This window comes from Streptomyces sp. NPDC101118 (assembly GCF_044759445.1).
In the GTDB taxonomy this organism is placed as follows: domain Bacteria; phylum Actinomycetota; class Actinomycetes; order Streptomycetales; family Streptomycetaceae; genus Streptomyces.
This window is the reverse complement of record NZ_JBIVZG010000017.1, coordinates 53,563-70,069: the sequence shown is the minus strand read 5'-3', so window position 1 is coordinate 70,069 and position 16,507 is coordinate 53,563. Positions and strand designations below refer to the sequence as shown.

14 protein-coding genes are annotated in these 16,507 nt (G+C 75.2%); 4 read left to right on the top strand and 10 right to left on the bottom strand.

Features of this window, described 5'->3' with window-relative positions; translation table 11 throughout:
* Window positions 1-65: 65 nt before the first annotated feature.
* The 5 genes from ACIQUQ_RS25115 to ACIQUQ_RS25095 form a co-directional block, all read right to left on the bottom strand.
* Window positions 66-506 carry a tyrosinase family oxidase copper chaperone gene (locus ACIQUQ_RS25115; protein WP_403979807.1) on the bottom strand — a complete coding sequence of 147 codons (441 nt, stop codon included), beginning with the start codon at window positions 504-506 and terminating at the stop codon, window positions 66-68.
* A 116-nt stretch (window positions 507-622) separates the two neighbouring features.
* Window positions 623-1,168: a GNAT family N-acetyltransferase gene (locus ACIQUQ_RS25110; RefSeq protein ID WP_403979804.1), complete on the bottom strand. Its 546-nt coding sequence runs from the start codon at window positions 1,166-1,168 to the stop codon at window positions 623-625.
* A 200-nt stretch (window positions 1,169-1,368) separates the two neighbouring features.
* On the bottom strand, window positions 1,369-2,490 hold the full coding sequence (locus ACIQUQ_RS25105) for an acyl-CoA dehydrogenase family protein (protein WP_403980079.1): 1,122 nt from the start codon (window positions 2,488-2,490) through the stop codon (window positions 1,369-1,371).
* Window positions 2,469-3,743: an acyl-CoA dehydrogenase family protein gene (locus ACIQUQ_RS25100; protein ID WP_403979801.1), complete on the bottom strand. Its 1,275-nt coding sequence runs from the start codon at window positions 3,741-3,743 to the stop codon at window positions 2,469-2,471. The genes ACIQUQ_RS25105 and ACIQUQ_RS25100 overlap by 22 nt, the downstream gene beginning before the upstream one ends.
* A complete protein-coding gene (locus tag ACIQUQ_RS25095) occupies window positions 3,740-4,711 on the bottom strand; it encodes an NADPH:quinone oxidoreductase family protein (protein WP_403979799.1) in 972 nt (323 codons plus the stop codon). The genes ACIQUQ_RS25100 and ACIQUQ_RS25095 overlap by 4 nt, the downstream gene beginning before the upstream one ends.
* Before the next feature lie 299 nt (window positions 4,712-5,010).
* Between ACIQUQ_RS25095 and ACIQUQ_RS25090 the strand changes: the two genes are divergently transcribed.
* A complete protein-coding gene (locus ACIQUQ_RS25090; protein WP_403979796.1) occupies window positions 5,011-6,141 on the top strand; it encodes a hypothetical protein in 1,131 nt (376 codons plus the stop codon).
* 51 nt (window positions 6,142-6,192) lie between these two features.
* Window positions 6,193-7,227 (top strand): SDR family oxidoreductase, encoded by a 1,035-nt coding sequence (locus ACIQUQ_RS25085; RefSeq protein WP_403979793.1) that lies wholly within the window; start codon window positions 6,193-6,195, stop codon window positions 7,225-7,227.
* Here the strand turns inward: ACIQUQ_RS25085 and ACIQUQ_RS25080 are convergent.
* A complete protein-coding gene (locus ACIQUQ_RS25080) occupies window positions 7,217-10,681 on the bottom strand; it encodes an NB-ARC domain-containing protein (RefSeq protein ID WP_403979790.1) in 3,465 nt (1,154 codons plus the stop codon). The two genes, ACIQUQ_RS25085 and ACIQUQ_RS25080, sit on opposite strands and share 11 nt — an antisense overlap.
* 131 nt (window positions 10,682-10,812) lie before the next feature.
* Between ACIQUQ_RS25080 and ACIQUQ_RS25075 the strand changes: the two genes are divergently transcribed.
* The gene (locus ACIQUQ_RS25075; protein ID WP_403979787.1) at window positions 10,813-11,403 is read left to right on the top strand and encodes an SMI1/KNR4 family protein; all 591 of its coding nucleotides are present in this window, start codon (window positions 10,813-10,815) and stop codon (window positions 11,401-11,403) included.
* Window positions 11,404-11,570: 167 nt separating this feature from the next.
* Here the strand turns inward: ACIQUQ_RS25075 and ACIQUQ_RS25070 are convergent, their stop codons facing one another.
* From ACIQUQ_RS25070 to ACIQUQ_RS25060, 3 genes are all read right to left on the bottom strand, one after another.
* On the bottom strand, window positions 11,571-12,386 hold the full coding sequence (locus ACIQUQ_RS25070) for a hypothetical protein (RefSeq protein ID WP_403979784.1): 816 nt from the start codon (window positions 12,384-12,386) through the stop codon (window positions 11,571-11,573).
* A gap of 126 nt (window positions 12,387-12,512) precedes the next feature.
* Window positions 12,513-13,346: an enoyl-CoA hydratase/isomerase family protein gene (locus ACIQUQ_RS25065; protein WP_403979781.1), complete on the bottom strand. Its 834-nt coding sequence runs from the start codon at window positions 13,344-13,346 to the stop codon at window positions 12,513-12,515.
* 89 nt (window positions 13,347-13,435) lie between these two features.
* Window positions 13,436-14,167 carry a PIG-L deacetylase family protein gene (locus ACIQUQ_RS25060; RefSeq protein WP_403979778.1) on the bottom strand — a complete coding sequence of 244 codons (732 nt, stop codon included), beginning with the start codon at window positions 14,165-14,167 and terminating at the stop codon, window positions 13,436-13,438.
* 52 nt (window positions 14,168-14,219) lie between these two features.
* Here ACIQUQ_RS25060 and ACIQUQ_RS25055 point away from each other — a divergent pair, with 52 nt between their 5' ends.
* Window positions 14,220-15,020, top strand: a complete 801-nt coding sequence (locus ACIQUQ_RS25055; RefSeq protein ID WP_403979775.1) for an MBL fold metallo-hydrolase — start codon at window positions 14,220-14,222, stop codon at window positions 15,018-15,020.
* 67 nt (window positions 15,021-15,087) lie between these two features.
* Here the strand turns inward: ACIQUQ_RS25055 and ACIQUQ_RS25050 are convergent, their stop codons facing one another.
* Window positions 15,088-16,389: an alpha/beta fold hydrolase gene (locus ACIQUQ_RS25050; RefSeq protein ID WP_403979772.1), complete on the bottom strand. Its 1,302-nt coding sequence runs from the start codon at window positions 16,387-16,389 to the stop codon at window positions 15,088-15,090.
* Window positions 16,390-16,507: the final 118 nt, after the last annotated feature.

Below are 16,507 nucleotides of genomic sequence, written 5' to 3'. Positions count from 1 at the left end.
TTTCGGCGGGGATCGGGGGCCGCCGTGGCGTGCCGGCGGCCGGGCGTGGGGTGCGGGTGGGGCCGTCAGGCGTGGTGCGCGGGGGCCTCGGCGAGGCGGGCGCTGCCGAGTTCGTCGACGGCGGCGCGGGCCAGGGCCCGGGGGGAGGGGAAGGACTCGTAGTGGTTGACCCCGCTGAGCCAGCTGCCGTCGGCGCGGCGCATCACGTGCAGGGAGCGCCCGTCGACGTACACGGCCACGCGTTCGCGCGCGCCGGGCGCGTGGGCGGCGTACCGGACGGCGGTGATGTGACGGCCGCGGTACGTCTCCTCGAAGACCGGTACGGTCGGCTCGACGTCGCGGGTGGTACGCCGGCCCGCGCGCCCGGCCCGGACGACGGGGGCCAGGGCCGCGGCCGTGGCCGCCACGACGGCCGCGGTGAAGGCCGTGCGCAGCGCCAGGCGGCGACTGACGGCGAGTGCTCCGGCTGCCCTGGCGATGCCGATGTTCCCGCTGCTGGCGCTCATCCGTGCTCCTCCGTGCCTCTCGGGGCGTCAACCGACTCCGACGGTCTAACGCTCCGGTGCAGTGGAGGTCACCGGGGGCCGCGCGCGGGGGGAGCTGCGGGGCGGGCGCGCGGGGGTCAGCGGGGCGTCGGGCCGCCTCCGGCGGGGGCGTGCGCGGATTTGTAGAAGATGGTGGTGGGGTGGAGGACGCCGGCCGGGTCGGCGGCGAAGTCCGGGACGGTGCCCGCCTCCTGCCAGCCGAGGGCGCGGTAGAGGCCCTCGGCGGGGCTGCCGGTCTCGGTGTCGAGGTGCAGCAGGACCAGTCCCTCGTGTGCCGCGTGCCGCTCGAGTTCGGCGAGCAGGGCCCGGGCGAGGCCCCGGCCGCGCGCCGCGCGGTGCACCATCAGCTTGTTGACCTCGGCGCGGTGCCGGCCGTTGGGCTTGGTCTCGCGGCGCAGGCTGACGGTGCCCGCGACCCGGTCGCCGTCGAGGGCCGTCCAGACGGTGAGCGTGCCGTCGGAGACGGCCGGCAGGAGCGACTCCCACCAGGCGGCGGCCTCGGCGTGGCCGACTCCGGCGAGGAAGCCGAGGGAGTTGCCCCCGGCGACGGTGTCGAGCGTCAGGTCGGCGAGGGAGGCGAGCTGGGCGCGGAGCGCGGCTTCCGAGAGCGGCTGGATGATCATGCCGGTCAGGGTAGGGAGCGATTGTTTCGGCCATGTGTGCTGTCGCGCCGGGCCGGGCGGCCGGGCTCCGGAGGCGGGGCGGGAGGGCGCGCCGGCCCCCGGGCGGGGCCGGCGCGTGATCGGCGGCGGCGCGTGATCGGCGGCGGCGGCGCCGGCCGGGAACTTCGCCGGGAACGGCGCGCCCTCGGCCCGCCCGGCCGTCAGGGGGCCGGGAGGGCGGCGAGCTGGGCGATGCGGTCGTGGTGGTGGCCCGGGGTGCCCAGCGCGAGCGAGTCGGCCTTGGCCCGCTTGAGGTGCAGGTGGGCCGGGTGTTCCCAGGTCATGCCGATGCCGCCGTGCAGTTGTACGCACTCCTCGGCGGCCCGCACGGCCACCCGCGAGCAGTAGGCCTGGGCGAGGGAGACGGCGAGGGCCGTTTCGGTGTCCCCGGTGGCCAGGGCGTCGGCCGCGTTGCGGGCGGCGGCGCGGGCCTGGGCCACCTCCAGCCAGAGCTGGGCGAGCCGGTGCTTGAGGGCCTGGAAGGAGCCGACGGGCCGGTTGAACTGGTGGCGCTCGCGGACGTGGCGCACGGTCTCGGTCAGGCACCAGTCGGCCAGCCCGAGCTGCTCGGAGGCGAGCAGTCCGGCGCCGGCGAGCAGGGCCCGGCGCAGCACGGCGGCGGCCGTGACGGGTCCGGCGAGCGGTTCGCCGTACGCGCGGTCGAGGCGGACGGTGGCCAGGGGGCGGGTGAGGTCGAGGGGGACGGCGGGGTCGATGCCCGCCTCCTCGGCGCGTACGGCGAAGAGGCCGGTGTCGGCGAGGACGAGCAGGACGTCGGCGGCGGCCGCGTCGGCCACGGAGGTGACGGTGCCGCTGAGCAGTCCGCCGCCGGTGTCGCGGACCGGGGCGGGGCCCTGTGCGCCGGGCCCGAGGGTGAGCGGCAGGGCGACGACGGCGACGGCCGTGCCGGCGGCGAGGGAGGCCAGCAGGCGGGCGACGGCGGGGAGCTGGGCGTCACAGGCGAGCAGGGCCTCGGTGGCGATGACGGAGCTGGTGAGGTAGGGGACCGGGGTGACGGCGCGGCCCAGCTCCTCCAGCACGACGGCGGCCTCGCGGGGGCCGGCGCCCTGGCCGCCGAGCTTCTCGGGGACCAGCAGCCCGGCGGCGCCGATCCCGGCGCCGAGGGCCTCCCACAGCGCCGGGTCGTAGGGCGTGCCGGATTCGGCGCGGGCCAGCACGGCGGCTGCGGGGGCCCGGTCGGTGAGCAGGGCCCGTACGGCGGCGCGGAGTTCTTCCTCGGTGTCGGTGTAGCGCAGGTCGCTCACTTGGCCAGGTCCTTCCAGGGCAGGTCCTTGTCGTCGCGCGGCTCGGGCGGCAGGCCGAGGACGCGTTCGGCGACGATGTTGAGGAGGATCTCGCTGGTGCCGCCCTCGATGGAGTTGCCCTTGGAGCGGAGGTAGCGGTAGCCGGCGTCGCGGCCGGTGAAGTCGACGAGTTCGGGGCGGCGCATCGTCCAGTCCTCGTACAGCAGGCCCTCCTCGCCGAGGAGTTCGACCTCCAGGCCGCTGATCTCCTGGTTGAGGCGGGCGAAGGTGAGCTTCATGCCGGAGCCCTCGGGGCCGGGCTGGCCGGCGGCGAGCTGCTGGCGCAGCCGCTCGGCGGTCAGGCGGGCCACCTCGGCCTCGACCCAGAGGCCGAGGAGCCGCTGGTGGAGTGCGTGGGTACGCAGTTCCGGGCGGGCGCGCCAGGCGGCGGCGACCGGGCCGATCATGCCGCCCTCGCGGGGCAGCCGCATGCCGCCGATGGAGACGCGTTCGTTCATGAGGGTGGTGCGGGCCACCTCCCAGCCCTGGCCGACGGCGCCGAGGCGGTGGGCGTCGGGGATCCGGACGCCGGTGAGGAAGACCTCGTTGAACTCGGCCTCGCCGGTGAGCTGGCGGAGCGGCCTGACCTCGACGCCGGGGGCGGTCATGTCGCAGAGGAAGTACGTGATGCCCTGGTGCTTGGGCAGGCCCGGGTCGGTGCGGGCGATGAGGATGGCCCAGCGGGCGAGGTGGGCGCTGGAGGTCCACACCTTCTGGCCGTCGACGATCCAGTCTCCGGCGGTTCCCGTGTGGCCGGGGTCCGAGGCGGTTCCCGTGTGGCCGGGGTCCGAGGCGGTTCCCGTGTGGCCAGGTCCCGGGGCGGTCTCCTCGCGGACCGCGCGGGTGCCGAGGGCGGCGAGGTCGGAGCCGGCGCCGGGCTCGCTGAAGAGCTGGCACCACACCTCCTCGCCGGTCCACAGGGGACGCAGGAAGCGGCGCTTCTGCTCCTCGGTGCCGTACGCGAGGATCGTGGGCGCGGCCATGCCGAGGCCGATGCCGATGCGGCGCGGGTCGTTGTCGGGTGCCCCGGCCTTCTCCAGTTCGGCGTCGGCCACGGCCTGGAGGGTGCGGGGGGCGCCGAGGCCGCCGAGGCCTTCGGGGTAGTGGACCCAGGCGAGGCCGGCGTCGAAGCGGGCGCGGAGGAAGTCCAGGCGGTCGGTGCTCGCCGGCGGGTGGGCGGCGAGGAGGTCCCGTACCCGGGCGGTGACGTCGGCGGCGGTGATGCCGGTCATCGGGCGGCTCCGGTTGCGGGGAGGACGACGAGGCGGCCGGTGGTGGTGCCGTCGGCGACGCGCTGTACGGCGTCGGCGGCGCGGTCCAGCGGGACGCGCTCGCTGACGAGCGGCCTGATGGCGCCGGCGTCGGCGAGCCGGGTGAGCTCCTCGTGGCAGGCGCGGACGGCGGCCGGGTCCTTGGTGTTGTAGAGGCCCCAGTGCAGGCCGAGGATCGCGTAGTTCTTGACCAGCGCGTGGTTGAGGGCGGGCGCGGGGACGGTGCCGCCGGCGAAGCCGACGACCACGATGCGGCCCTCGAACGCCACGGACTTGGCGGAGGCGGTGTACGCGTCGCCGCCGACCGGGTCGTACACGACGTCGGCACCGCGGCCGCCGGTGAACTCCTTGACCCGGGCGACGATGTCCTCGGCGTGCCGGTCGATCACCAGGTCGCAGCCCAGTTCCTCGGCGGTGCGGGCCTTGGCCTTGCCGCCGGCGACGCCGATGACGGTGGCCCCTGCGGCCTTGCCGAGCTGGACGGCGGCGCTGCCGACGCCCCCGGCGGCGGCGTGCACGAGGAGGGTCTCGCCCGCGCGCAGGCCGGCCCGGCGGTGCAGGCCGAACCAGCCGGTCTGGTAGCCGATGTGCAGGGCGGCGGCCTCGGCGTCGTCGAGGGCCTCGGGCGCCGGCAGGAGGGCGCGGGCGTCGGCGGTGACGTACTCGGCGAAACCGCCGTGCGGCAGGCGAGGGTTGGCGATCACACGGCGGCCGTCCTCGGTCTCGCCGCACACCTCGACGCCGGGGGTGAAGGGCAGGTCGGGGCGGATCTGGTACTGGCCCCGGCAGAGCAGGGCGTCGGGGAAGTTGACGTTGGCGGCCAGGACGCGCAGCCGCACCTCGCCCTCGCCGGGTTCGGGGGCCGGCACCTCGTCGAGGCGCATGACCTCGCGGGGCTCGCCGTGGGTGTGTACTCGCCATGCCTGCATCCGGGGCCTCCAGCCGCCGTCGAGGAACCACGCTCCGGGGCATACTAAGCGGTCGCTTGCCCGGAAGGGAATGCTCCGCGGCGGGTCCGCGCGCGGAAAGGGCCCGGGAAGGGCCCGGGAAGGGCCCGGGAAGGGGCCGTGAAGGGCCGTGAAGGGGCCCGTGCTCCCGCCGCGCCCGCCGGGCGCTCGAACTCGACGCGAACACTCCACGAAAAGTGGTCTGTACCGTTCCGCCCCAATCCGCCGCCCCACAAGGCAACATGTCCCCCACACGAACCATTCACATGGGGGGACACCACGTGAACAAGCTCAAGCACGTCTGCATCACCGCCGCCCTGGCCGCCGGCCTCCTCGGCACCGCCGGCCCGGCGACCGCCGCCCCTGCGCCGAAGCCGTGCAAGCCCGAGCTGCTGCTGCTCAAGTCGCTTCCCAGCACCGACGGTTACGTCAGCGGCGAGGTCCTCGGCCTCGGCGCCGGCGACCTGTCGGTGGGATCGAGCGAGGGCGTGCCGGTCTTCTGGGAGGGCGTGAAGGTCACCGCCGTCCCGCTCCCCGCGGGCTGGACTGCGGGCAAGGTCAACGCCGTGAACGCCGGCGGCCTGATGGTGGGCACGCTGACCCGCGACAACGGGAGGGAGGCGGTCGCGTTCACGTACCGCAAGGGCGACGCCGCCGTCGCCCTGCTCAGCGCGGCCGGTGACAACAGCTGGGGGGCTGACGTCAACGACGCCGGGTACGTGGTCGGCACCGCCGCCGGCACCGCCACCGTCTGGCGGGACGGCCAGGTCGTCCGGCGCCTGCCGGTGCCCGCGGACGCCCACTCCAGCACGAAGGTCGGCGCGGCCGGCATCAACAAGCGCGGCGACATCGTGGGCACCGCGACCACGTACTACTGGGACGAGGCGGGCGACTACCCCGTCGGCAACAGCTTCCCGGTGGTGTGGCCCGCCGGCGGCTACGACCCGTACAGCCTCCTCGTGGAGAACCAGACCGACTACACCATCGGCAACCGCGCGACGGACCTCGACGCCGCGGGCCGGGTCGTGGGCTTCGAGGACGTCAACATGAAGGCCTGGTACCGCACCACCGCCCAGGTGTGGAAGAAGCCCTACGACGCACTGCCCACCCTCCCGGGCAAGCTCCCCGGACACGTGGACGGCGAGCTGTACGCGATCAGCCCCACCACGAACGTCAGCGTCGGCTCGGCCATGACGTACGAGGAGAACTACCCGCAGAAGCTCAAGCCGCAGTACTGGCCGGGCTCGGGCCCGATGCTCACCCTGCCGCTGCCGAACGCGGACGCGACCGGCCTGGCGAAGGCCGTCTCCGACGACGACCGCGTGGGCGGCACCGTCATCGACTACGACCACCTCGTGGGCGAGTCCGCGGCGGTCTGGACGTGCGCGAGCAAGCAGGCGTACGCGCTCTGACGGCCGGCACGGGGCTGGTGATCTGAGGCCCGGCGCGCTATCGATGCGCGCATGGAGTCCACGGAGCACGGCCCGTCGGAGCACCCGCCGCAGCAGCCCCTGCCCGGCCTGCCGGCCCCGCCGCCGCTCGGCGCCAGCGCCCTGCCCCCCGGTACGTACGCGGGGCGGACGGTGCTGGTGACGGGCGGCGGCACCGGCCTGGGCAAGGCCATCGCCGCCGAGTTCGCCCGGCTCGGCGCGCACCTGGTGATCGTGGGCCGCCGGGCCGGGCAACTCCAGCAGGCGGTGGCCGAGCTGGGGGAGATCGCGGCCGGGGCGGAGGCGGCCGGCGGGGCCGCGGGCGGTGCGGACGCGGGCCGCGCGGATGACTGCCGTGCGGACGCGGGCGGTGCGGACGCCGGCCGTGCGGACGCGGGCGCCGGCCGGATCACGGCCGCCGTCTGCGACATCCGGGACCCGGAGCGGATCGCGGAGGTCTTCGACGCCGCCGTCGCCGCCTCCGGGCTGCCGGACGTCCTGGTCAACAACGCGGCCGCCAACTTCCCCGTCCCGGCCGAGGACATGTCGCCCAACGCCTGGCGCGCGGTCGTCGACGTCACCCTGACCGGCACCTGGCTGACGACCCGCGAGTTCGGCCGCCGCCACCTGGCCGCGGGCACACCCGGCTCGATCCTCAACATCGGTGCCTCGTACGCCTGGACGGGCGGGCCCGGCTTCGCGCACAGCGCCGCCGCGAAGGCCGGGGTCAAGAGCCTGACGGAGACCCTGGCCGTGGAGTGGGGCCCGTACGGAATCCAGGTCAACGGCCTGGTCCCGGGCCTGGTCCCGCACTCCGACATGACCGCCGACATCCGTGCCGGCCTGGCCCGCGACGAGGGTCCCGCCGCCCTCCGCCAGCCCGCGCTCCGGGTCGGCCTCCCCCGCGAACTGGGCTGGGCCGCCACCTTCCTGGCCTCCCCGTACGCGTCCTTCATCACCGGCCACACGCTGGTGGTGGACGGCGCCAACTGGCAGCGCCGCAGCCTGGTCAACCCGGAGGTCACCCCGCTCCGCGAGCAGCTGGGGCGGGGGCCGTTCAGCCCGTAGGCCCCGGCCCGGTCATCCCGCAGCGCCCGAGGAACCCGAAGAGGTACAGCCCGCCCGAGCCGCACACGGCGAGGTCCCGGCCGTCGGGATGCCAGGCGCAGCCGGAGAGCGGGCCCTCCGTCCGCAGGGCCGTCACCGCCCGGCCGGTGGCCGCCTCCCAGACGCGGACGGTCGCGTCCCCGCCCACGGACGCGAGCCACGCGCCGTCCGGGGAGAACGCCACGCCCCTGACCGCACCCTCGTGTCCCGTCAGGGTGTGCGTGCGGGTCCAGGTGCCGGTGTCACTGACCTGTACCGTGCCGTCGGCTCCCGCCGAGGCGAGCGTCCGGCCGTCCGGTGAGACCACCAGCTTCAGCACCGTCCCCGCGTGGCCGGGGAGCGGCGGGCCCGGATGCCACGTACCGGGCCCGGACGGGCCCCCGGTCCAGACGCAGACGGCTCCGTCCGCGTCCCCCACGGCGATCCAGTCCCCGGCGGGGCCCACGGCCACGGAGCGGTACGGCGCACGGGACCCGGGCAGTGCCGAGGTGCGGCGCCACGGCCCGGACTCCCAGACGGCGACCGTGCCGTCGAGGAGGACCAGCGCCAGCCAGGAGGCGTCCGGGGCGAGCGCCACGTCGGAGGCACTGACCGGAAGGTCGGTGTGGGTGCCCGCGGCCGTGTCGTACACCCGCGTCCGCCGGGCGCCGCCGACGGACACGGTCCGGCTGCCGTCCGCGGCGACGGCCACCGCGTGGACGGCGTGCAGGACCGTGCCCCGGTCGCGGAGCCGGTCCGTCCGGCCGGCGATCCGTACGACCTCGCCGGCCCGGCCCGTCAGCCAGCTGCCGTCCGGGGAGAACGCCACCGCGTACTGCGGCTCGGCGGGGCCGGCGGCCGGCCGTCCGGCGAAAGCACCGCGGACCTCCCAGAACCGGATGGTGCCGTCGTGGGAGCCGGTGGCGAGCCAGTTGCCGTCGGGTGCCACTTCCAGCACCACGTTCCAGAGGACGCGGGAGCGCACCGTGCCGAGCGGGGTCCCCTGCGGCATCGCCCACAGGTGCAGCCCCTCCTCGTCGGTGACGGCCAGCCACGATCCGTCCGGGGCCAGCGCCATGCGGTCGGCACGCCAGTCGTGGTCGGCCACGCCCCGGCGCCGGCGCTCCGCGAAATCGTGCCGCTCGGTCCCGCCCGGAGGGCCTGCGAGGGGGTCGTCCGCGAGGAGGACCTCCAGCGACCACAGGGGACCGCCCGCGCCGGCGACCGGCATCCGCCGCCAGTCGGCCGTGGACCAGAGCCGGAGCGTCGGGCCGCTCCCGGTGGCGAGGCGGGAGCCGTCCGGGGACAGTCTCAGCCCGGACACCGGGCCACCGGTCCAGATGACGCGGAGGGGCCGCCACCGCCCCGGCTCCCAGACGCGCAGCAGGCCGTCGCCGGTCCCGGTGACCAGCCACGCGCCGTCCGGGGCGAAGGCCGCGCCGTTGACCGGCCACCCGCCCCTTCTGCCGGAGATCCAGGCGCCCGTCACCGCGTCGAGAATCCGCAGGCGTCCCTCGCTGTCGCCGATCACCAGGACCGTCCCGTCGGGCGACAGCGCCAGCCGGACCAGCGCCGCGTCAGCGGACCGCAGGACCCGCACGCACCGGCCCGACTCCACGTCCCACACCCGGACGCTGCCGGCCTCGTCCGCGCTGGCGAGCCGGCTCCCGTCCGCGGACACGGCCATGGCCTTGACGGAGCGTGTGTGGCCCGTCAGCGTGCGCAGCAGCCGGCTGTCCGGCAGGTCGGGAGGATCCCAGCGGTTGTACAGCAGCGGACCGGATCCCGGGTCGCGCTGCCGGGCCCGGATCTGCTCCCGCCACAGGGGTTCGTGGGCCAGGCGGCTGTGCAGGGTGGCGGTCAGGGCACCGGCGGGCTCCAGCGGGGCGAGCAGGTGCGCGATGCGGTCGAGGTGCAGGGCGACGCGGGCGCCCGTGTCGGTGGGGACGCGGCGGGCGTCCTGCCAGGGGGCCGAGGGGCCGCGCCGGTGCAGCCGGGCCTCCACCCAGCGGAGGTCGGCCACGAGCGCCTCGGCCCGGTCGGTGCGGCCTGCGGCGAGGAGGTGCTCGACGAGGTGGTCCAGCAGGTAACCGTCGGTGTTCTCCCACGGCTCGGGGCCGGCCTCGTCGGCCAGCAGCCCGTGCAGCCGCCGCAGTTCGGCCTCGCCGAGTTCGCCGCGGAGGTAGTCGCGGAGCACGTCGTGCAGGGTGAGCCGGCCGCCGTCGCCCGGGGTGACGGAGACGAGGGAGAGGCGGTTCAGGCGCCCGCAGAGGGTACGGGCCGCGGCCTCGTCCAGCCCGCCGGTGACCGCCCAGAGGCGGGCGATCAGGGCCACCGGCACCGCCTCGTCCTCGGTGAACACCCCGAGTTCCGCGAGGCGTCGGGGCCCGTCGGCGGGCAGCAGGGTCGTGGCGGCCTCGACGGTGGCGCGTACGGCCGTGGACCGGCGTGCCGGGTCGTCGAGGTCGAGCTCCGCCACCGGTCCGGGCGACTCGCCCGCGGCCGGGCCGTGCGCGGCCAGCCCGTCGAGGGCTGCGCGGGCTGCGGCGGCCGGGTCCGCGCCGACGGCCACCTGGCCGGCGACCAGCCGGTTCGTGAGCCGGAGCAGCAGCGCCCAGCGACCGGTCGCGCGCAGCAGACCGGCGGTCAGTTCCTCGGGCAGCGGCGGGAGCTCCCACGTGAGGACGGCGCGGGCCTGGGCAGTGGTCATCTCCCCCACCGCGACGCGCCGGGTGCCGGGCGGCAGGAGCTCCGGGACCCGGGTGGTGACCAGGCGCACGCAGTTGCGGCCGCCCTGGAGGAAGGGCGTGAGCTGGTCCTCCTCCCATACGTCGTCCAGCACCAGCAGGGTGCGGGGGCGCTGGTCCAGCAGCCGGCCCAGGTGCCGGCCGGCGAGGCCGGGGTCGTCGAACGTCCTGGTGTCCCCCGTGACGTAGCGGGTGACCTCGGCCACCTTGGCGGCCACGGCCGCCCGGCCGCGGACGTCCCGGCCGACCGTGACGACGTACACGCGGTCGCGGAAGCGCCTGCGGACGCGGGGGTGTGCGGAGACGAGCCGGGCCAGGGTGGTCTTGCCGAAGCCGCCGTCGCCGTCGAGGGAGGAGGTGAGTGCCACCGCCCCGCGGCGGTGCCGGCGGCAGACGGCTGCGACCGCCCGCGCGCCCTCGGCCCGGCCGACCACCCAGTCCGCCACGTCCTCGGCGGGCGGCGGCGAGGGATCTCCGGCGCCGGCCGCGGGCCGCTCCTGGCGCCAGGCGGTGAGCAGCGCGCCGATCAGCGCCACGGTCCCGAGCCCGCCGACCCACCACCACGGCCGCTGCCGGATCTGGTCCAGGACGCCGGGCCACCGCTCCTGCGCCGTGGCCGCGTTGGCGGCCAGCGAGGCGAGCACGGCCACCACGGCAACGACCCCGCCGAGCAGAACCCCCTTGACCACGCCCCCCATCCCCACCCCCGAACCCGAAGATAGCGCCGCCTCGAAACCCACCGCAGCGGTATCCGCACCACCGCCCGGGCACCCGTGGACCGGCCGGCCCCCTGCCGCCGGCCCGGTCCCGGCGCCCGTGCATGATGGCCCGCATGAACACGGAAACCTGCGACCCGGCCGAGCTGGCCGCCCTGCGTGAGATCTTCGCTTCACGGCCCGGCGCCGCGCCGCCGGCCGGCTGGGAGGCGGTGCGGGCGTTCGAGGCGGAGCACGGCGTACTGCTGCCGGAGCCGTACCGCACGTTCGTGGCGGAGGTCTGCGACGGGCTGCCCGCCGGGCCGCCCCACTACGGCCTCCTCCCGCTCGCGGAGACCCCGCAGGACTGGGGCACGGACCGTCCCGAGCGCCTGCTCGCCGAGCCCTTCCCGCTCACCGAGGCGTGGCTGTGGGAGGACGACGACGCCGTGGTGGAACTGTCGGTGGAGGAGTTCGAGGCCCGTACGGCGACCGTGTTCGACCACGGCTCGCTGCTGCTGGGCACCGACGGCTGCGGCATGTACTGGCACCTGGTGGTCACCGGCCCGCAGCGCGGCCACGTCTGGCAGATCGCGGGCGAGGGCGCCCTGCCCTTCGGCCCCGAGTCGCCGGACGCCCTGATGCCGGGCACCCCCGGCTTCACGGGCTGGGCCACCCACTGGTCCGCCGGCCACGACTGGTTCCCCGACGCCTAGAGCGTGTCCGCAAGCTGGGCTGGGCGTAGGTCTGTTCGTGGTGCGGCGTCACGCGCCCGGGACCACGGTCGCACCGCAATCACCATGACCTGGGGATTCCTCGTCGGTGTCCTGCCCCCGGCACGGGGTGGTGGTCGGCCCGGTGCCCTCGGCCCGCCACGACGCCGTCATCGCGCTCGCCCTGCTCTGCGTTTCCTGCGGAGCACCTCCGCGACGTCGTGTGCCTCGGCCGGGTCGTAGACCGTTGTCGTTGTGGTCGGTGAGTACAGCGCGGAGGCTCGGGGTGTGAACGTGTAAGTGCGGACGCCGTGGCGGACGACCAGCTTGTCGACCTCGCCGGCGGGCACGTTCCACAGAGCGGCCAGGCTTGCTTCCGAGTACCACTCGTCGGGGCACACGAAGCTGCGGTCGATCTTCGTCCGGTGCTCCACCGCTATGCCGGCCGGGCCGAGTCGGCTGGTCAGCCAGTCGAGCAGTGCCTCCGCACCGACTCGGGACATCGGGCTCAGAGTTCCCGGCTTGCACTCCACCGTCCCTCCGCGCGTGTGCAGCACCACTTCGAGCGACTTCCGTTGGCCCGCTTTGAATTCCTCGGAAAGGACGACGCGCTCCAGATCGGCCGCGGCAACGGTGGAGGAACGCAGGAAGTACGCGATCACGAGTTGCTGCGTACTCCCGTGAGGGCGGAACTCGATCCACCGCACCGCTTCGGTCAACGTGGTGAATATCACGGTCGGGACGAACACGGTTATGGCCAGGGCTATCAGCCCGAGGGCAACCCGGAGGATGACCCAGGAACCGGTGCCCAGGGCGATTCCCAGGACCGGTATCAGGAAGGGGACCGCGATCACCGGCGGTGTCAGGACGCCGAGGACGAATTCGGTGCCGAGTTCCCAGACTCGGCGTGGCACGAACACCAGCCGCTCACCCGCTGCCGTTGCCGACACGACTCCCGACAGTGGGTGCGCATGGGGGGTGGTCATGAAGCAACTGTAGGCAGTGGCCGACAAATTGGTAAGGACCTGGACAAGGCAGCTCCGCGCCCGCGAGGGACTCGTTCACGCCTCGACGACCTGTGCGCAACGCGGGGGCGCCGCTGCCGGACGGGGTCAGCGGCCGTGGAAGCGTGGGGGGCGGCGGGTGGCGGCGGCCGTGTAGCCCTCTCGGCAGTCTTCCGAGGTGAGGGTGAGGGCGGCGGTCATGGCCGTGCGGTCCAGGGCGGCCGGCAGGCCCGCGTCGGCGAAGGCGTCGACGGAGCGCTTGATGCCCTGGACGGCCAGCGGCGCCTGGGCGGCGATCTCCGCGGCGATGCTCCGGGCGGTCGCGTCCAGGTCGGCGGCGGGCACCACCTGCTGGACCAGGCGCAGCCGTTCGGCCGTGGCCGCGTCGATCCGGCGGCCGGTGAGGGCCAGGTACTTCGCCCAGCCGGCGCCGGCCTCGCGGGCGATCCGCAGGTCGCCGCCGGCGTCGACGGCCACGCCCAGCCGGGCCTCGGGGAGGGCGAACACGGCGTCGTCGGCGGCCACCCGGATGTCCGCCATCAGTGCCAGTTCGAAGCCGAAACCGAGGCAGTAGCCCTGGACGGCCGCCACGACCGGCTGGGGCAGCCGGGAGAACACGGCGAACCGCTCGTGCACCCAGCGGATGCCCTCGTAGTAGTTGCGCGTGCGCTCGGCCGCCGAGACTCCGGTGATCGCACCGCCGGGGGCGGTCACGTCGATGCCCGCACAGAAGGCCCGGCCTTCGGCCCGCAGCAGGACGGCCCGTACCGAGTCGTCGAAGCGGATGCGGTCGGCGAGCAGTCCGAGCTGGCGGGTCGACTCCCAGCTCCAGCCGTTGAGCTTCGCGGGGCGGCAGAGGGTGAGGACCGCGAGGTGGTCCGCCACGTCCAGGCGGATGCGCTCCTCACCCTCGGCGATCTCCGTGCCGATCGTGTCGATCACGCCGTTTCCCCTTTGACGACATCAAGTTGATGGTCCGTCAGATTAGGAGGAAGTGTGGCGTGCGTGAAGGGCCGGCCGGTCCCCGGCGGTCAGCGGGCGAAGACCTCGAAGGGGACGGCCGGCCGGCCGCCGAAACGCTCCGCCGCGCGCTGGGCGTTCTCCGTGAGGAACGTGCGGCAGTAGGTCTCGGGGTCCTCGTCCGTGAGCACCTCGATGTAGGCGCGGTGCTCCAGCAGGGACTTGACGGACCGTTCGAGGCCGGGCGTCGCGTCGGCCGCGTGCGTGGGGGACGAGGAGCCGGCGATGGCGACCCAGCGAACGCCGTTCCAGGGTTCCAGGCCCTGCTCGGTGAGTTCGGGGAAGATCCAGCGGTTGCCGGCGTCGGCGGCCGCGTCGAGGGTGGCGCGGCCCACGGCCCGGTGGTCGGGGGTGTTCCAGGCGACGCCGCCCCAGGTGTCGCGGTGGTTGAGGGTGATGACGAGTTCGGGACGGTGGCGGCGGATCGCGGCGGCGATGTCGCGGCGCAGGCCGAGTCCGTACTCGATGACGCCGTCGCGGTGGTCGAGGAACTCGACGGTGGACACGCCCACGACGGCGGCGCTGGCGCGCTGCTCCGCCTCGCGCAGGGGGGCGCAGGTGGCGGGGTCCAGGGTGTCGATGCCGGCTTCGCCGCGGGTGGCGAGGACGTACGCGACCTCACGGCCGCCGTCGGTCCAGTCGGCGATGGCGGCGGCGCACCCGTACTCGAGGTCGTCGGGGTGCGCGACCACGGCGAGGGCGCGCTGCCAGTCGGTGGGCATGGGCTTCAGCTGCTCGGTCATGATCCGCACAATAGGACAGTCGTTCGTCTGATTCCCGTACCCAGGAGACGAGTTGGAGATTTCCCTGCCGGGCGGACCCGTGGTGGTCCCGCTGTCCGACGCCTCGGGCCTGTTCGAATCGTCCACCCTCGTCCGTACGCTCTTCCCGGGGGCGACGGAGGACGACTGGGAGCGGGCCGCGGCGGCCGATCCCGACGCCTTCGGGCCGGACGGGACCTGGCGGCTCGAGTTCCGCTGCTTCGCGGTCCGGCGCCCCGACGGCGGGGTGACGATGGTCGACGCCGGCGTCGGGCCCGCGGACGCGCCGGCCGCCGACTGGGCACCGGTGCCGGGCCGGCTGCCGGAACTCATGGCGCGGGCGGGCATCGCCCGGACGGACGTGGACACGGTGGTGCTGACCCACCTGCACGGGGACCACGTGGGGTGGGCGGTGGGGCCGGACGGCGAGCCGTACTTCACCGAGGCCGCGTACCTGGTCCAGCAGGACGAGACCGCACCCCTCGCGCCCGATGCGCCCGCGCTGACACGGGTGGTGGCGCCGCTGCGGCGGGCGGGCGTGCTGCGGGAGGTGGCGGGACGTCACCGTATAGGTTCACATGTGACATTGCTCCCCACCCCCGGGCACACCCCCGGCCACCAGTCCGTGCTGGTCGAGGGCGCCGGCCGGGACCTGGTGCTGACGGGCGACGTGCTGGTGCACGCCGTGCAGTGGGTGAGCCCGGAGGTGCCGTACGTGTACGAGAGCGACCCGGTACCGGCCCGCGCCTCGCGCGAGGCGCTGCTGGCGCTGGCCAGGGAGCGGGGCGCCCTGCTCGGCACCCCGCACCTGACCCGCCCGTTCTTCGAGCCGTAGCGGGCGGCGCTCCCGGCGTCCTCCCGGACCCGCCGGCGCCCTCCCAGGTCCCCCGGCGCCCCGGCCCTCAGACCTCGTCGCGCACGAGCGCCAGCAGCCGGTCCAGGACCCGCGGGCCGCCAGCGCGGACGCCGTCGTGCTCGAACTCGTCCGTCACCCAGGTCCGCAGCCCCCGGATCGACCTGGCGGTGTCCAGCGAGTGCGCGGTGTCGACGTACATGTCGTCGTGGTAGACGGCCGCGGCGACCGGCACCCGGTTCGCGGCCAGCCGCGCCCGGTCGTACAGCGGCCCCCAGCCGGTGCGCGCCGCGAGCAGGCCGGCCGTCTCGCGCAGCGGGGCGAGCGCGGGGTCGGTCTCGAAGAGCCAGGGGTGCACGGTCTCGCCGGTGAACAGCAGCGGTTCGTCGCCGGCGAGGGTCTTCTCCGCGTCGAAGCGCGGGAATTCGGCGCGGACCCGCTCGGCGGCCCAGTCGGTGGCCCGGCCCGGTTCCTGCGCGTAGATCGCCTCGTGGAGCAGGGCGTACAGCGGGTGTCCGGCGTACGAGAGCGCCGCCTGCACGCCCTCCAGGAAGGCGTCCGACAGCTCGTGCCCGGACGGCGTACGGACGAAGGCGCCCTCCAGCAGGTAGTGGAGCTGGTGGCTGCCGTCGGCGGCGCCGAGCATCAGGCCGAGGGACTGGAAGGCCTCGGGCGTGAGCCGGAATCCGCCGGGCAGCACCGGACGGCGCTCGGCGAGGTGCGCGGCGATGCGGCGGGCCCGCTCGACGTCCATCGGGTAGCGCTCGTAGTGGGCGAGGTTCTTGCGGGTGATGCGGGGGTACGCGGCGCGGTACACCTCGTCGGCGGTGGCGTCGAGGGAGGGCAGGCCGCCGGTGACGAGGGCGGTGTGGATGCCCTCGGGCGCTGTGGACAGGTAGTGGGTGGTGCAGAAGCCGCCGAAGCTCTGGCCGAGTACGGTCCAGGGCGCGCCGCCGGTGAGTCCGGGGCGGATGGCCTCGCAGTCGCGGACGATCGAGTCGGCGCGGAAGTGGGCCAGGTAGTCGGCCTGTTGGGCCGGGGTGCCGCGGAGGGGCAGGGTCTGCCGGTTGGCGGGGGTGGAGCGTCCGGTGCCGCGCTGGTCGAGGAGGAGGACGCGGTACTCCTGCGTCGCACGGCCGAGCCAGGCCTGCCGGCCGGTGAACCGCCGGGCGCCGAAACCGGGGCCGCCCTCCAGGTAGAGCAGCCAGGGCAGGCCGGCCGGGTCCTTCCCGGCCGCCGTCACCTCGCGGGCGAAGAGCTCGATGCTCTCGCCGCGCGGGTCGTCGTGGTCGAGGGGGACGGTGAACTGGTGGTCGGTCAGGACCACGCCCGGCTGTCGGTAGCGGTGCATGAGGGGTTCCTTGGGTGGGCGGGTTGCGGTGGGTGTGGGGGTGGGGCGGACGGTGGGGTGAGGTGTGACATTGCGCGAGGGGCTGTGCGGGCCCCTGGGCGGGAGGGAGGCTGCGGGC

Excerpts from the sequence above, each read along its gene's own strand:
- ACIQUQ_RS25110 (WP_403979804.1), bottom strand. The coding sequence starts at position 1,168 with ATGATCATCCAGCCGCTCTCGGAAGCCGCGCTCCGCGCCCAGCTCGCC.
- ACIQUQ_RS25085 (WP_403979793.1), top strand. The coding sequence starts at position 6,193 with ATGGAGTCCACGGAGCACGGCCCGTCGGAGCACCCGCCGCAGCAGCCC.
- ACIQUQ_RS25050 (WP_403979772.1), bottom strand. The coding sequence starts at position 16,389 with ATGCACCGCTACCGACAGCCGGGCGTGGTCCTGACCGACCACCAGTTC.
- ACIQUQ_RS25115 (WP_403979807.1), bottom strand. The coding sequence starts at position 506 with ATGAGCGCCAGCAGCGGGAACATCGGCATCGCCAGGGCAGCCGGAGCA.
- ACIQUQ_RS25075 (WP_403979787.1), top strand. The coding sequence starts at position 10,813 with ATGATGGCCCGCATGAACACGGAAACCTGCGACCCGGCCGAGCTGGCC.
- ACIQUQ_RS25060 (WP_403979778.1), bottom strand. The coding sequence starts at position 14,167 with ATGACCGAGCAGCTGAAGCCCATGCCCACCGACTGGCAGCGCGCCCTC.
- ACIQUQ_RS25095 (WP_403979799.1), bottom strand. The coding sequence starts at position 4,711 with ATGCAGGCATGGCGAGTACACACCCACGGCGAGCCCCGCGAGGTCATG.
- ACIQUQ_RS25070 (WP_403979784.1), bottom strand. The coding sequence starts at position 12,386 with ATGACCACCCCCCATGCGCACCCACTGTCGGGAGTCGTGTCGGCAACG.
- ACIQUQ_RS25100 (WP_403979801.1), bottom strand. The coding sequence starts at position 3,743 with ATGACCGGCATCACCGCCGCCGACGTCACCGCCCGGGTACGGGACCTC.